At 69.5% G+C, this 13,787-nt stretch carries 17 protein-coding genes; 10 read left to right on the forward strand and 7 right to left on the reverse strand.

All coding sequences use genetic code 11. The features are described 5' to 3' along the window. The 3 genes from QM591_RS00865 to QM591_RS00875 all read left to right on the forward strand — a co-directional run. On the forward strand, nucleotides 1–1,012 hold a 1,012-nt coding region (locus QM591_RS00865), incomplete at its 5' end, for a FecCD family ABC transporter permease (protein WP_415128634.1). Further along, entirely contained in the window at nucleotides 1,009–1,833 is an 825-nt protein-coding gene (locus tag QM591_RS00870; RefSeq protein WP_415128636.1) for an ABC transporter ATP-binding protein, read from the forward strand. The genes QM591_RS00865 and QM591_RS00870, both read left to right, overlap by 4 nt. 23 nt (nucleotides 1,834–1,856) lie before the next feature. Beyond that, nucleotides 1,857–2,888, forward strand: coding sequence for an ABC transporter substrate-binding protein (locus tag QM591_RS00875; protein WP_415128638.1), 1,032 nt, complete (start codon nucleotides 1,857–1,859; stop codon nucleotides 2,886–2,888). Between the two features lie 70 nt (nucleotides 2,889–2,958). Here the strand turns inward: QM591_RS00875 and QM591_RS00880 are convergent, their stop codons facing one another. Then, the gene (locus QM591_RS00880; protein ID WP_415128640.1) at nucleotides 2,959–3,591 is read right to left on the reverse strand and encodes a biotin transporter BioY; all 633 of its coding nucleotides are present in this window, start codon (nucleotides 3,589–3,591) and stop codon (nucleotides 2,959–2,961) included. Between the two features lie 256 nt (nucleotides 3,592–3,847). Here QM591_RS00880 and QM591_RS00885 point away from each other — a divergent pair, with 256 nt between their 5' ends. Further along, nucleotides 3,848–5,446, forward strand: coding sequence for an ABC-F family ATP-binding cassette domain-containing protein (locus tag QM591_RS00885; protein ID WP_415128666.1), 1,599 nt, complete (start codon nucleotides 3,848–3,850; stop codon nucleotides 5,444–5,446). A 24-nt stretch (nucleotides 5,447–5,470) separates the two neighbouring features. On the opposite strand, the gene QM591_RS00890 is transcribed toward QM591_RS00885, so the two are convergent. Genes QM591_RS00890 through QM591_RS00905 form a run of 4 tightly spaced genes read right to left on the reverse strand, consistent with a single transcriptional unit; the run spans nucleotide 5,471 to nucleotide 7,510 of the window. Further along, nucleotides 5,471–6,304, reverse strand: coding sequence for an SURF1 family protein (locus QM591_RS00890; RefSeq protein WP_415128642.1), 834 nt, complete (start codon nucleotides 6,302–6,304; stop codon nucleotides 5,471–5,473). After that, a complete protein-coding gene (locus tag QM591_RS00895; RefSeq protein ID WP_415128644.1) occupies nucleotides 6,301–6,534 on the reverse strand; it encodes a hypothetical protein in 234 nt (77 codons plus the stop codon). Before QM591_RS00895 ends, QM591_RS00890 begins: the two co-directional genes overlap by 4 nt. After that, nucleotides 6,531–6,887, reverse strand: coding sequence for a DUF3099 domain-containing protein (locus tag QM591_RS00900; protein ID WP_415128646.1), 357 nt, complete (start codon nucleotides 6,885–6,887; stop codon nucleotides 6,531–6,533). The genes QM591_RS00895 and QM591_RS00900 overlap by 4 nt, the downstream gene beginning before the upstream one ends. Nucleotides 6,888–6,937: 50 nt before the next feature. Further along, complete coding sequence (locus tag QM591_RS00905) at nucleotides 6,938–7,510, reverse strand: DUF4190 domain-containing protein (protein ID WP_415128648.1); 573 nt, start codon at nucleotides 7,508–7,510, stop codon at nucleotides 6,938–6,940. Nucleotides 7,511–7,644: 134 nt separating this feature from the next. Between QM591_RS00905 and QM591_RS00910 the strand changes: the two genes are divergently transcribed. Both QM591_RS00910 and QM591_RS00915 read left to right on the forward strand, forming a co-directional pair. Continuing rightward, nucleotides 7,645–8,355 (forward strand): beta-ketoacyl-ACP reductase, encoded by a 711-nt coding sequence (locus tag QM591_RS00910; protein ID WP_415128650.1) that lies wholly within the window; start codon nucleotides 7,645–7,647, stop codon nucleotides 8,353–8,355. 62 nt (nucleotides 8,356–8,417) lie between these two features. Then, a complete protein-coding gene (locus QM591_RS00915; protein WP_415128652.1) occupies nucleotides 8,418–9,089 on the forward strand; it encodes an MBL fold metallo-hydrolase in 672 nt (223 codons plus the stop codon). Nucleotides 9,090–9,139: 50 nt separating this feature from the next. Here QM591_RS00915 and serB read toward each other — a convergent pair whose 3' ends face one another. Then, nucleotides 9,140–9,784: a phosphoserine phosphatase SerB gene (gene serB, locus QM591_RS00920; protein WP_415128654.1), complete on the reverse strand. Its 645-nt coding sequence runs from the start codon at nucleotides 9,782–9,784 to the stop codon at nucleotides 9,140–9,142. A 56-nt stretch (nucleotides 9,785–9,840) separates the two neighbouring features. After that, nucleotides 9,841–11,085 (reverse strand): glucose-1-phosphate adenylyltransferase, encoded by a 1,245-nt coding sequence (gene glgC / locus QM591_RS00925; protein WP_415128656.1) that lies wholly within the window; start codon nucleotides 11,083–11,085, stop codon nucleotides 9,841–9,843. A gap of 46 nt (nucleotides 11,086–11,131) precedes the next feature. Here glgC and glgA point away from each other — a divergent pair, with 46 nt between their 5' ends. From glgA to QM591_RS00945, 4 genes are all read left to right on the forward strand, one after another. After that, a complete protein-coding gene (gene glgA / locus QM591_RS00930; protein WP_415128658.1) occupies nucleotides 11,132–12,334 on the forward strand; it encodes a glycogen synthase in 1,203 nt (400 codons plus the stop codon). A gap of 9 nt (nucleotides 12,335–12,343) precedes the next feature. Further along, nucleotides 12,344–13,135, forward strand: coding sequence for an ABC transporter ATP-binding protein (locus QM591_RS00935; RefSeq protein ID WP_415128660.1), 792 nt, complete (start codon nucleotides 12,344–12,346; stop codon nucleotides 13,133–13,135). A 109-nt stretch (nucleotides 13,136–13,244) separates the two neighbouring features. Continuing rightward, complete coding sequence (locus QM591_RS00940) at nucleotides 13,245–13,502, forward strand: type B 50S ribosomal protein L31 (RefSeq protein WP_415128662.1); 258 nt, start codon at nucleotides 13,245–13,247, stop codon at nucleotides 13,500–13,502. Between the two features lie 73 nt (nucleotides 13,503–13,575). After that, the coding region (locus tag QM591_RS00945) for a hypothetical protein (RefSeq protein ID WP_415128664.1) at nucleotides 13,576–13,787 on the forward strand (212 nt) is incomplete at its 3' end.

Below are 13,787 nucleotides of genomic sequence, written 5' to 3' on the forward strand. Positions count from 1 at the left end.
GGGGGTCGGTGTCGGGCGCGCGCCCCCGCGCCGCCGCTGGTTCTGGGTCGGCCTCTCCGTCGCTGCTGTGGCGGTCGTCGTGGCCGTCGTGTCGCTGTGTCTCGGCGACTACCCGCTGACGCCGGCGCAGGTGTGGCGTGCGTTGTGGGGTCAGGGGGAGCGCGTGGAGAACTACGTGATCCTCAACGTCCGTGCCCCACGCCTGGCCATGGCTCTCCTGGCCGGTGCTGCACTGGGTCTCGCGGGGGCCGTGCTCCAAGGGCTGCTGCGCAATCCGCTCGCGAGCCCCGATCTGCTGGGAATCTCCGGTGCGAGCGGGCTCGCGGCGGTGTTCGCCCTGCTGGTCCTCGGAGTCGGCGGCCCTCTCCTCGCGCTGTGCGCCTTCGGCGGAGGCCTCGTCGTGGCCGCGATCCTCATCTGGGCGGGGCGATCGGCCCACGCCGCGGGATTCCGGCTGATCCTGGCCGGCATCGGCATCGCCTTCCTCGCCTCGGCGGTCACGAACTACCTCATGGTGAGCACGCAGATCGAGAAGGCGCAGACGGCCCTCCTGTGGCTCGTCGGGTCCTTGTCCGCGACCCCGTGGTGGCAAGTGGCGACGTTGGCGGCGGTGCTCGTCGTCGCCGCGCCCCTGCTACTCGTCGCCGCCCGCTGGCTGCCGCTGCACCAGATGGGCGCACCCGCTGCGACCTCGCTCGGCGTGCCCCCGCGGTTGGTGCATCCGCTCTGCGTGGGGCTGGCCGTCCTGCTGACCTCGACGACGGCGGCCTTCGTCGGTCCCATCTCGTTCATCGCGCTGTGCGCTCCGGCGATCGCGCGTCCGCTCCTGCGTCACGGGGCGCTGGGACTCGGCACCAGCGCACTCGTCGGTGCGACGCTTCTGGCTGCGGCCGACAGCGCCGCCCAGTTCGCCCTCCCGGGACTCCAGGTGCCGGTGGGCGTGGTCACCGGGGCCTTCGGCTCGGTGTTCCTGCTGTGGATGCTCACGACGTCGAAAGGACGACAGCTGTGACCGGTACCGGATCTGCGCCGCTTCTGCAGGTGCGCGGCCTGTCGGCGGGATACCCCGGCCGCACGGTCATCGACGGCCTCGACCTCACCGTCGCGCCCGGTCGGATCACGATGATCATCGGCGCGAACGCCTCGGGCAAGTCGACGCTCCTCGGAACCCTCGCTCGGCTGCGCGCGCCGCTGGCGGGAGCCGTCGAACTCGACGGGGTGGACGTCGCCTCGCTGCCTCGACGGGCCTTCGCGCGGACCGTGGGGCTCCTGCCGCAGCATCCCGCCGCGCCCGACGGCATCACCGTCGCCGAACTCGTCTCCCGCGGTCGCCATCCGCATCGCGGGATGTTCCAGCGTTGGAGCGCAGAGGACTCCGCGATCGTGGATGCGGCGATGCAGCGCACCGGCGTCGCGGAACTGGCCGACCGCATCGTCGGCGATCTCTCCGGCGGCCAGCGTCAGCGCGTGTGGATCGCGATGGCGTTGGCGCAGTCGCCCCGGATCCTCCTCCTGGACGAACCGACCACGTTCCTCGATCTGAGCCATCAGCTCGAGGTGCTGGATCTGCTGCGGGACCTCAACCGCGCCGAGGGGACGACCATCGTCGTCGTCCTCCACGAGCTCAATCTCGCGGCGCGCTACGCCGACGATCTCGTCGTGCTCCACGAAGGGCGGGTGGTCGCCCACGGCTCGCCGGCCGAGGTCCTCACGGCCGAGGTCGTCGAGCGGGCCTTCGCTCTGCATGCACTCGTCATGCCCGATCCGTTGACGTCGACTCCGCTCGTCATCCCCCGACCCGGCGGCGCCCACACGGTCGCCGACGAGACCTGATTCACCCACCGAAAGGACCCCACATGTCCCGTACGACCACACGGTTCGCATCCGGCGCGATGGCCGCCGCCGCGACGGTCGCCCTCCTCGTCGGCTGCGCGAGCACCCCCGGCGCGCCCGCTCCCGCAGACTCCCCGTCGGCAGACGCAGGCTTCCCGGTGACGATCACCGGCGCCCTCGGCTCGACGACGATCGAGTCGGCGCCGACCCGAGTGGCCACGTGGGGGTGGGGCGCCACCGACGCGGTCATCGCCCTCGGTGTCACGCCCGTGGCGATTCCATCCGACGACTACTCCGGAGGTGAAGACAAGATCGCGCCCTGGGTCAGTGAGGGTCTGCAGAAGCTCGGCGGCGAGGCTCCGGTGATCCTCGACGGCTCTGCCAGCACGCTGTCCACGGAAGAACTGCTGACGGCGACGCCGGACGTGCTCCTCGCGCCCTACTCCGGCCTTACTCAGGAGGAGTTCGACGAGGTCAGCGGCGCCGGCGTTCCCGTCGTCGCCTACCCCGAGGCCGTATGGACCACTCCGTGGCGCGACGCCGTGAAGCTCGTGGGTGAAGCGCTGGGGAAGGCCGCCGAAGCCGATCGCATCCTCGCCGACATGGACGCCCTCGTGGCCGACGCCGCCGCCGCGCACCCCGAGTTCGAAGGGACCTCGATCGCTTTGCTGACCGAGTCCGCGGGAACCTACTACCTCTACCTCCCGGCGGACCCGCGCGTCGAGATCCTCGAAGACCTCGGATTCGTCACCCCGAAGGGTGTCACGGCGCTCGACACCGGGGAGGGCACCTTCTACACGACGGTCAGCCCGGAAAAGCTCGACGAGATCGACGCAGACGTGGTGCTGGCGTTCGGTGAGACGCAGGACGCGTTCGACACCTTCGCCTCCTCCGACAACGCGCGTCTCATCCCGGCGATCTCGAAGGGCGCCGTGGCCGGGCTCATCGGCCCCGAGGAGATCTCGATGCTCTCGCCGACCCCGCTGACCCTCCCGTACGGGCTCGACACGATCGTGGAGAAGCTCGCCGCGGCCACCGCCGTCGCCAAGGGCTGAGTCCACACGACGAAGGCCCCGTCCGCGTGGACGGGGCCTTCGTCGTGTGTCGAGGGAGGAGACGTGGCTGTCAGTGCCGCGTTCCGCGCTCGGCTGCCCGCACCAGCAGCCAGGCCGCCGGGATCAGAATCGCCGCCACGGCCGCCTTGATCACGCCGCCGAGGACGAAGGGCCAGAGGCCGAAGTCGAGGATCTCTGCGACCCCGAGGCCAGCCCCACCGAAGACGTTCAGGATCAGCGCCATGTAGGGGATGCCGAAGAGGAACGGGATGACGCTCGCGGAGACGAAGCCGACGAAGGCGAGGACCGGGCGGCGGTCCCAGGCGCGCTCGGCGAACCATCCGGCGACGAAGGCGGCGCCGATGAACCCGATGATGAACCCGAAGCTGGGCTTCGCGACCGCGGCGAGGGTCCCGCTGAAGCCGGCGAAGACCGGGAGGCCGGCCAGGCCCGCCAGGAGATACGTCGTGAGCGCCGCGGCCCCCCGGCGCGCCCCGAGGGCCGCACCGACGACGACCACGCCGAGCGTCTGACCGGTGATCGGGACCGGCCACAGCGGCACCTCGACCTGAGCGAGGAGGGCGACGAAGGCGGCGCCCGCGATGACCAGGGCGGCATCGAGCGCGAAGGCGTGGACGCGCGCGGACGGGCGGGCGATCAGATCCGTCAGCACGGGGCGTCGGGCGGAGGCAGTGAGCGACATCGGGTCTCCTTGCGTATCGGCGATGGCCGGGGGTCGCGACTCATCCTATGGGGGGTAGTGTCACGGTCCTTTGACTGAATCGGCCCACGACCGAGCCCCGTCGTTGTCCAGGATCTCCAACGACGACCCGCCACGCGCGATCCCCGGCAACCCGTGACGTACGCCTGAGGGCGAACCGGCCAGGCGTTCGGGCCGGGTAGACTCGGAGGCTGGCCATTCGGTCATCTCCCTGTCATCGATGGAACGGACCTCCGCTGTGCTCGCCGTGCACGACCTCGAGATCCGCGTGGGCGCGCGCACGCTCATGTCGGACGTGTCGTTCCGCGTGTCTGACGGCGACAAGATCGGACTGGTCGGGCGCAACGGCGCAGGCAAGACAACCCTGACGAAGGTTCTTGCCGGCGACCTTCTCCCCTCGGAGGGCAAGGTCGAACGCTCCGGCGAGCTCGGCTACCTGCCGCAGGACCCGCGTTCGGGAGACCCAGAGATGCTCGCGCGCACCCGCATCCTCGATGCCCGTGGGCTCGGCTCCCTGCTGCTGGGGATGCACGAGGCGAGCGAGCAGATGGCCTCCGACGACGCCGAGGTCGCCGCGCGCGCCATGCGACGGTACGGCAACCTCACGGAGCGGTTCGAGGCGCTCGGCGGCTACTCCGCCGAAGCGGAGGCCGCGTCAATCGCGCACAACCTCTCGCTCCCGGATCGGATCCTCGACCAGCCGCTGAAGACCCTGTCCGGCGGCCAACGCCGCCGTATCGAGCTGGCGCGCATCCTCTTCTCCGACGCGCAGACCATGATCCTCGACGAGCCGACCAACCACCTCGACGCCGACAGCGTCGTGTGGCTCCGTGAGTTCCTCAAGAACTACAAGGGCGGACTCATCGTCATCAGCCACGACGTGGAGCTGGTCGGTGAGACCGTGAACCGGGTCTTCTACCTCGACGCGATGCGTCAGGTGATCGACGTCTACAACATGAACTGGAAGAACTACCTGCGTCAGCGGGTCGCCGACGAGGAGCGCCGCAAGAAGGAGCGCGCCAACGTCGAGAAGAAGGCGACGGCGCTGCAGCAGCAGGCGGCACGGTTCGGCGCGAAGGCATCGAAGGCGGCCGCGGCCCACCAGATGGTCGCCCGCGCCGAGAAGATGCTCTCGGGGCTCGAGGAGGTGCGCCAGGAGGACCGTGTCGCGAAGCTGCGGTTCCCCAAGCCCGCTCCGTGCGGCAAGACGCCCCTCATGGCGAAGGGCCTGTCCAAGTCGTACGGCTCGCTGGAGATCTTCACCGATGTCGACCTGGCGATCGATCGCGGTTCGAAGGTGGTCGTGCTGGGACTCAACGGCGCCGGGAAGACGACCCTGTTGCGCATCCTGGCGGGGGTCGATCGTCCGGATACCGGCGTGATCGAACCGGGACACGGCCTCAAGGTGGGCTACTACGCGCAGGAGCACGAGAATCTCGACGTGAGCCGATCGGTGCTGGAGAACATGATGTCGGCGGCGCCGGACATCACTGCGACCGAGGCCCGCAAGGTGCTGGGCTCCTTCCTGTTCACCGGCGACGACGTCCTCAAACCCGCCGGGGTGCTCTCGGGCGGAGAGAAGACGCGGCTGTCGCTGGCGACCCTCGTCGTCTCCAGCGCCAACATGCTGCTCCTCGACGAGCCGACGAACAACCTCGACCCGGCCTCACGCGAGGAGATCCTCGGTGCCCTGGCGCACTACGAGGGCGCGGTCGTGCTGGTGTCGCACGACGAGGGAGCCGTCCAGGCGCTCAATCCCGAACGGGTGCTCATTCTGCCCGACGGGGTGGAGGACATCTGGGGTCGTGACTACGTCGACCTGATCACTCTGGCCTGACGACCGCCTGCGTTCGCGAGCACCTCACCGCCGGGGCGCGGCGTCCAGCAGCTCGTCCTCCGCTTCCATGTCCCGATCGCGGCGGCGACCGCGACGCGTGGCGGCGGGTGAGTCCGCGTCGTCCTCGCGTCGGTGGCGGCGCTCGGTACGGATCATGTACCAGATGAACACGAATCCCATGACGGCGAACAGGATCCATTGGATCGCGTAGGACAGGTGGGGTCCCGGATCTTCGGAGGGCGACTCGAGCGGCTGCGGCCGAGCGGACGGCGCCGGCTCCTCGGACACCATGACCCCGTAGACGTCGGTGAGCATCGCCGTCCCGGAGTCGACGGTCGCCGCGATGGTCGGAAGATGGATCGTCGGCACCTGGCCGGCCGGGGCGCTTCGTCCCGATCGGGGAAGCTGCTCGCCGGGCATGAGGCGCACGATGACCGTCGCCTCGCCGGACGGCGGCTCGGGGACCGATTCCGGCTCGGGTCCGTCGGACGCCGGCGGCACCCAGCCCCGATCGACGAGGAGCACCTGGCCGTCGTCCGTGCGGAAGGGCACGAGCACCTCGAAAGCGCTGGTGCCCCCGTGCGGGCGATTGCGGACGAGGAGCTGCTGGTCGGTGAGATACTCGCCGCTCAGAGTGACCGGGCGCCACTGATCGGTGGGCGTGAACGCGCTCCCGGGAGCGACGACGTCGGCGAGGGGCACCGGCGGCGCGTCGTAGTTCTGCGCGACCAGGCGTAGCTGCTCCTCGCGATCGGCGTTACGGGTGAACTGCCAGTTCGCGAGGAACCCGCAGGCCACGGCGAAGACGACGGCGAAGGCCACGTATCCCGCCCAGCGGGCGGCGGTGCGCGCGGTCACGAGCTGGCCCGCTCGGCCAGGGGCTCCACCGACACGGGGAAGTCTCGGGCGGCGAGATAGTCCCGCAGGAAGGCGCGGTGCTCGTCGCACGCGGACCAGATCTTTCGGCGCTCCGGCGCGTGGATGCGGGGGTTGCGCCAGACGACCTGCCAGACGGCTTCGGCACGGCAGCCGGCTCGGGAACAGACCACGGCGTCGCCGCTCGCGGGCATGCCCGCGGCGAGGCTCATGACTGCTCCGGGGGAGCAGGCCGTGATTCCTCGATCCGGACGATGGAAGGCGGGGCGGGCGACGCGTCGGGCGCGTCCTCAGGGGGCGCCGTGAGCTGCCGCTCGGGCGGGACGGCGGAGACCACGTCGGCGTCCGAGCCCACGTTGGCCACGACCACGGCCAGGTAGGGAAGCAGGACCGCTCCGACGGCGAGGACGCCGGTATGCCAGCCGTACGGGGTGATGACGACCATCAGCACGAAGCAGATCACCCGGACGCTCATCATGATGAAGTACTTCCTCATGCGTGTCTGCGCGTCGTCGTGCGGCGCGCGCCGCAGCGATGTCGCCGACTGCGGCGAGGGCGACTTCATGATGATTCCGACGTGTTCACGGTCCTTAAAGGCTACGCCCCGGGCCGTCGTCACGGGGCCGCGAAGGCGAACGGTGCAGTGGTGGCCCAGATGATGATCGCGAGCACGGACATCACGGCGAATCCGATGGAGATCCAGCCCACGATGACTCCGGTGAGCGCCATGCCGCGGCCGCGCGCGCCGGTCTGACGAATCTGGTTCAGTGCGATGTGGCCGGTGATGACGCCGACGACCACGCCGAGCGCGAGCACCCCGGTCCAGGCGAACACGACGCCGGCGAGGGAGGCGACCATCGAGGTGATCGCGAGGCCGTTCGTCGGGGCGGTCGGTGCGTAGCCGTAGGGGTTACCGCCGTACGTGGGCACGGGCGGCATTCCGGGGGCGGGTTGACGGTAGGTCGCCGGCGGAACGGCGCCGGCGGGGGACTGGCCGTACGCCGACGGCGGATAGCTCGGCGGTGAGTACGCCGCGGGAGCAGGCGCGTACCCGCCCGCGGGAGGGGGCGCGTATCCGCCGGGCGCGGGAGGCGCATACGGGGCAGCGGTGGGCGGGGAGGGAGGCGCGGTGGCGCCGGAGGGAGGCTCTGCAGCGTCGTCGGGACGAGGGGCGATCGGGTCGGTCACGGGGTCTCCTTCACGTCGACTCCAGGCTAGCGTGGCCAGCCATCCCTCGGCGGGACAGGGCCGCACGACCGCGATACGCGGGCGGTCCCGACAACTAGGCTGGGGTCGTTCCATCACCGAGTTCCGGGAGAAGCATGTCCACCGATCGAGTCGTCCTCGTCACGGGAGGAAACCGCGGCATCGGCCGCGCCATCGCCGAGCGTTTCGTCGCGGCTGGGTATCGCGTCGCTGTCACGGCGCGTTCGGGCGAAGGCCCGGAGGGCACGCTGACAGTGCGTGCCGACGTGACCGACGCCGCACAGGTCGATTCCGCCTTCGCCCAGGTCGAGCAGGAGCTCGGTCCCATCGAGATCCTCGTCGCGAACGCGGGGATCACCCGCGACACGCTCCTGTTGCGGATGAGCGAGGACGACTTCGACTCCGTCGTCGCGACGAACCTCGGAGGCACCTTCCGGGTCGTCAAGCGGGCCGCGAAGGGGCTGCTGCGCGCGCGATGGGGACGCGTCATCCTGATCTCGAGCGTCGTGGGTCTGTACGGCTCGGCCGGGCAGGTGAACTACTCGGCGTCCAAGAGCGCTCTCGTGGGCTTCGCGCGCTCACTCACGCGTGAGCTGGGCGGCCGGGGGATCACCGCCAACGTCGTGGCGCCCGGCTTCATCGAGACCGACATGACCGCGGAGCTGCCCTCGGAGACACAAGCGCAGTACAAGGCGTCGATCCCTGCGGGGCGCTTCGCGACCGCAGACGAGGTCGCCGGTGTCGTCACGTGGCTGGCCTCCGACGATGCCGCCTACATCTCTGGTGCCGTGATCCCGGTCGACGGCGGCCTGGGGATGGGGCACTGAGCTCGGCGGCCGCAGAGACTCAGGGCCTCGCGCTCTACGCCGTCCGCTACGGCACGTCGGAGTTGGCGGAGCACCATGTCTTCGCCGACGGCGACCCGGCCACAACGCGCCCGATCGTGTGGAGCTACTACGTCGCCGTGCGCGGCAGTGACGCCACGTTGATCGATGTCGGGTTTCGAGACCGGCAGGTCGCGCGGACGTGGGGAGTCGAACTGCTCGACGTGGCAGCGGAGGTCCGGGACCTGCTCTCGGGACGCGTCGTCCGGGACGTCTTCCTGACCCACGAGCATTTCGATCACATCGACAATCTCGACGAGGTCCTCGCCACGTATCCGCGGGTCCGCGTCACCCTGTCCGCGGACGCCCACCGCCGAATCGCCGCGGAGGGAGCGCCTCCGGTCCGTGCAGCGCTCGCGACCGCTCAGGTGCGTGAGGTCTCGGGAAGCGCCTGCTTCGACGATTGGCGCGTCGAGACCGTCGCGGGACACACCGAGGGTTCCTCCGTCGTCTTCTGTGCTCACGAAGGCCGCCGCTACGTGCTCGCCGGTGATGAGTGCTATCTGCGGGAGAACGTCACGAGCCGTCGCGCTGTCGGGGTGCATGCCTCGATCGATCGAAACGCGGACTTCCTCCGCCGGCTCGCCGCGGACGGAGACACCGTGCTCCCGTGCCACGACCCCGTCGTCTTCGAGGAGTACGAGGCGGTCACTGCGAACGTCGTCCGCATCTTCTGATCGACGTATTCTGATCGACGTCGGCGCGGGCTCCGGGGTCGCCTCGCGCCTCACTCGGCGGCTGGCAGCAGGGGGATCACTTCGCGGAGGTCGACGCGCTCGATGACGAGGTCGGCACGAGCGCGCACCGCGGGCTTCGCATTGAAGGCGAGACCGAGGCCGGCCGCCCGCATCATCATCAGGTCGTTCGCACCGTCGCCGATCGCGACCGTTCGCGCGAGAGGGACGCCGCGCTCCTGCGCCCACTCCGTCAGTGCTTCGGCCTTGGCGGCGGCGTCGATCACCGGACCCGACACCACGCCCGTCAGCGCACCGTCCGCGGCCTCGAGGCGATTGGCCCGCCAGAGATCGACGCCCAGATCCGGCGCGACGTGGTCGAGGATCTCGTGGAATCCACCCGAGACCACCGCCACCGTCCCGCCACGCTCATGGACCGCTGCGATCAGTTCGCGCACTCCCGGGGTCGGCTCGATCCGGGATCGCACACGTGCGAAGGAGGCGAGCGGGACGCCCTGAAGCGCCTCCACCCGCGACGCCAGGCTGCGTGCGAAGTCGACCTCGCCGCGCATCGCCGCCTCCGTCGCAGCGGCGACCTCTGCGCCCCGCCCCGCCTCCTCGGCGATCAGTTCGATGACCTCGTTGCGGATCAGGGTCGAATCGGCGTCGAGCACGACGAGGAAGCGTTCACCGGGCACGTCTCCAACCTACCGGTGCACCGATGGCCACCCGTGCCGCTCACGACGGATGTGACTCAGACGGTGACGTGGACGTTCTTGCCGACCACCGTGATGCCGCTGTCGGTGACGGTGAAGCCGCGGGCCAGATCGCGTTCGCGGTCGACGCCCACGGTCGCCCCCGGGTCCAGGATGACGTTCTTGTCGAGGATCGCGCGGTGGACGCGGGCCCCCGAGCCGACGCTGACGTGATCGAACAGCACCGAGTCGGTGATCGTCGACCCGCCGCCCGACAGCGTCCACGGTCCCACGACGCTGCGCTCGAGATGGGTGCCCGAGAGCACCGAGCCGAGCGAGACGATCGAGTCGATCGCGTTGCCCATTCGCCCCACCCCGTCGCGGACGAACTTCGCCGGCGGGGAGTTGAGCGCCTGAGCGTGGATCGGCCACGCGGTGTTGTAGAGGTTGAACACGGGCAGCGTCGAGATGAGATCCATGTGGGCGTCGAAGAACGAGTCGAGGGTACCCACGTCGCGCCAGTAGTCGCGATCGCGTGCCGTGGACCCCGGCACGTCATTGCGCTTGAAGTCGTACACGGCGGCCTCGCCACGCTCGACGAAGTAGGGGATGATGTCGCCGCCCATGTCGTGATTGGACGTGGGGAGCTCGCCGTCTGCCTCGACGGCCTCGATCAGCGCTTGCGCGTCGAAGATGTAGTTACCCATCGAGGCGAGCACTTCGTGAGGGCTGTCGGAGAGACCGGCGGGATTCTGCGGCTTCTCCAGGAAGTCGCGGATCGTCACGTTGTCGGTCGGGTCGACGTCGATCACACCGAACTGGTTCGCGAGGCCGATCGGCTGGCGAATGCCGGCGACAGTCGCGCGCGCCCCCGACTCGATGTGGTGATCCAGCATCTGCTGGAAGTCCATCCGGTACACGTGGTCGGCACCGATCACCGCGACGATGTCGGGCTTCTCGTCATGGATGAGGTTGAGGGACTGCAGGATCGCGTCGGCTGACCCCGAGAACCACCGCTTGCCGAGGCGCTGCTGCGCCGGGACCGAGGTCACGTACGAGTCGAGGAGCGCCGACATCCGCCACGTCTGAGAGACGTGGCGATCCAGGCTGTGGGATTTGTACTGCGTGAGAACGACGATCTGCCGCAGCCCCGAGTTGATGAGGTTCGAGATCGCGAAATCGATGAGACGGTACTGCCCGGCAAAGGGCACCGCCGGTTTGGCTCTGTCCACCGTCAGGGGCATGAGTCGCTTTCCCTCACCACCGGCGAGGATGATTCCGAAGACCTTCGGCGCTGCAGGCATGGCACCAGACTATGCCCGTCCATGCACGTGTACTAGCGTTCACGACATGCGCGTCGACATCATCACGAAGGAGTACCCGCCGGAGATCTACGGGGGCGCGGGGGTCCACGTGACGGAGCTGGTGCGAGCGCTGCGAAAGCGAATCGACGTCGCCGTGCGCGCCTTCGGCGCGCCTCGCGACGAGGCCGGAACCACCTCGTACGGAGTTCCCGCAGAGCTTGCCTCCGCCAACGGTGCGCTCCAGACTCTCGGCACCGACCTCGAGATCGTCGGCGATGTCGCGGGAGCCGACGTCGTGCACAGTCACACGTGGTACGCGAACTTCGCCGGGCACCTCGCCTCGCTCCTGCACGGCATCCCGCACGTGATCACGGCGCACTCGCTCGAGCCGCTGCGGCCGTGGAAGGCCGAACAGCTGGGCGGCGGATACGCGGTGTCGAGCTTCATCGAGAAGACGGCGTACGAAGGGGCCGCCGCCATCGTCGCGGTCAGTGATGGCATGCGCCGTGACATTCTGCGCAGCTACCCCACGCTCGATCCCGAGAAGGTCCGCGTCATCTACAACGGGATCGACGTGGAGGCCTGGCGTCCGGTGGAGGATCCCGCGCTGCTCGACCGGTTCGGGATCGACCCCTCGCGTCCGTCGGTGGTCTTCGTCGGACGCATCACGCGACAGAAGGGACTGCCGTACTTCCTGCGGGCTGCCTCGATGCTGCCGACGGATGTCCAGGTCGTCCTGTGCGCGGGGGCCCCCGACACCGCCGAGATCCTCGCCGAGGTCGAGTCGCTCGTCCGCGACCTGCAGGCCGAGCGCGACGGAGTCGTCTGGATCGACGAGTTCCTGCAGCGCGACCAGTTGTGTGCGCTCCTGACCGCAGCGACCACGTTCGTGTGTCCGTCGATCTACGAGCCGCTGGGCATCGTGAACCTCGAAGCGATGGCGTGTGGGGCCGCCGTGGTCGGAACCGCCACGGGAGGCATCCCGGAGGTCGTCGTCGACGGGGTGACCGGTCGGCTCGTCCCCATCGACCAGGTTCAGGACGGCACCGGGACGCCCACCGACCCCGACCGGTTCGTGGCGGACCTCGCCGCGGCGCTCACCGACGTCGTCTCCGACCCGGCGCGCGCGCGTGCGTGGGGGCGGGCGGGGCGAGAGCGGGCCGCGTCGGAGTTCAGCTGGGAGGCGATCGCGGATGCGACCGCCGCGCTCTATCGCGAGGTGACCGGCAACGCCGCACCGCGCCGATAGGCTGGTGACATGACGCTGGTCTTGGAGTTCGCCGATGTCGTCGTCCGCCGTCACACGAGGAACATCATCGATCACCTCGATTGGAGCGTCGATGACGACCAGCGGTGGGTGATCCTCGGTCCGAACGGCGCCGGGAAGACCACCATCCTGCAGCTCGCCTCGACGCTCCTGCACCCGACCTCGGGCACCGTCACGATCCTGGACGAACAACTCGGCCGATCCGACGTGTTCGAGCTGAGACCGCGAATCGGCTTCGCCTCGTCCGCGATGGCTCGTCGGGTCCCGCCCGAGGAGACGGTGCTCGATGTGGTCCTGACGGCGGCGTTCTCCGTCCTGGGACGATGGAACGAGCAGTACGAGTCGATCGACGAGCGTCGCGCGCGGCGAGTGTTGGGGGAGTGGAAGCTCGACCACCTCGCCGATCGGAGCTTCGGAACGCTCTCGGACGGCGAGCAGAAGCGCGTACAGATCGCCCGGTCGGTCATGACCGACCCCGAGCTGCTGCTGCTCGACGAGCCGTCGGCGAGTCTCGACCTCGGTGCACGCGAAGAGCTCTTGAGCCTCCTCAGCGGATTCGCGCAGGCGCCCACGACCCCCGCCATGGTCATGGTCACCCACCACGTCGAGGAGATTCCCGTCGGATTCACCCACGTGCTCCTGCTCCGCGACGGCGCGGCGGTCGCCCAGGGGCCGATCGCCGAGACGCTGACCGCCGAGAACCTCACAGCCACCTTCGGCGCCGAGATCGTTCTGACGCAGGCCGAGGGCCGCTACGCGGCGCGGGCTGCCCAGTCGTCCTGACCCGCGACGTCGCTCGACGGGGATCGGTGATAGAATCTCTCTTTGGTGCGCTCGCACCGCAGACTTCCGTCGTCCCTGGCCAAATCCAGGGCACCTTGTGAGGAACCCCATGAAGACTGACATTCACCCCGACTACCAGGCCGTCGTGTTCCGCGACCTCGGCTCGGGCGAGACCTTCCTGACCCGTTCGACCGTCTCCAGCGACAAGACGATCGAGCTCGACGGCGTCACCTACCCGGTGATCGACGTCGAGATCTCGTCCGCGTCGCACCCGTTCTACACGGGCAAGCAGCGCATCATGGACTCGGCCGGTCGCGTCGAGAAGTTCAACCAGCGCTTCAAGAACTTCGGCGGCTCCGGCAACTGATCGCCGTCCGACGAGGCCCCGCTCCGGCGGGGCTTCGTCGTTTCCAGGCGCAGGCGATGACAGGCTAGGGGGCATGACCGCCGACGCCGACCTCCTCGCTGATCTGCGCCAAAGAGCCTATGGGCGGGGCGGGGCGCCGCTCACCGAGCGGGAGTGGCAGCAACTCGCGCGGCTCGAGCAGAGCCGTCATCCCTCCGGGCCGAGGCTCGACGCGCCTTCCGCGTCCCCGGTCGCCGCGGGCGACACCGGCGGGGCGCCGGCGCTGCCCGACGCCGACGCGATCAC

Origin of the sequence: Microbacterium sp. (genome assembly GCF_047607225.1) — a bacterium.
Taxonomy (GTDB): Bacteria; Actinomycetota; Actinomycetes; order Actinomycetales; family Microbacteriaceae; genus Microbacterium.

Bases quoted from the DNA above. Each gene is read 5' to 3' on its own strand.
- glgA (WP_415128658.1), top strand. From the start codon at position 11,132: ATGCGCGTCGACATCATCACGAAGGAGTACCCGCCGGAGATCTACGGG.
- QM591_RS00900 (WP_415128646.1), bottom strand. From the start codon at position 6,887: ATGAAGTCGCCCTCGCCGCAGTCGGCGACATCGCTGCGGCGCGCGCCG.
- QM591_RS00875 (WP_415128638.1), top strand. From the start codon at position 1,857: ATGTCCCGTACGACCACACGGTTCGCATCCGGCGCGATGGCCGCCGCC.
- QM591_RS00940 (WP_415128662.1), top strand. From the start codon at position 13,245: ATGAAGACTGACATTCACCCCGACTACCAGGCCGTCGTGTTCCGCGAC.
- QM591_RS00895 (WP_415128644.1), bottom strand. From the start codon at position 6,534: ATGAGCCTCGCCGCGGGCATGCCCGCGAGCGGCGACGCCGTGGTCTGT.
- glgC (WP_415128656.1), bottom strand. From the start codon at position 11,085: ATGCCTGCAGCGCCGAAGGTCTTCGGAATCATCCTCGCCGGTGGTGAG.
- QM591_RS00880 (WP_415128640.1), bottom strand. From the start codon at position 3,591: ATGTCGCTCACTGCCTCCGCCCGACGCCCCGTGCTGACGGATCTGATC.
- QM591_RS00935 (WP_415128660.1), top strand. From the start codon at position 12,344: ATGACGCTGGTCTTGGAGTTCGCCGATGTCGTCGTCCGCCGTCACACG.
- QM591_RS00910 (WP_415128650.1), top strand. From the start codon at position 7,645: ATGTCCACCGATCGAGTCGTCCTCGTCACGGGAGGAAACCGCGGCATC.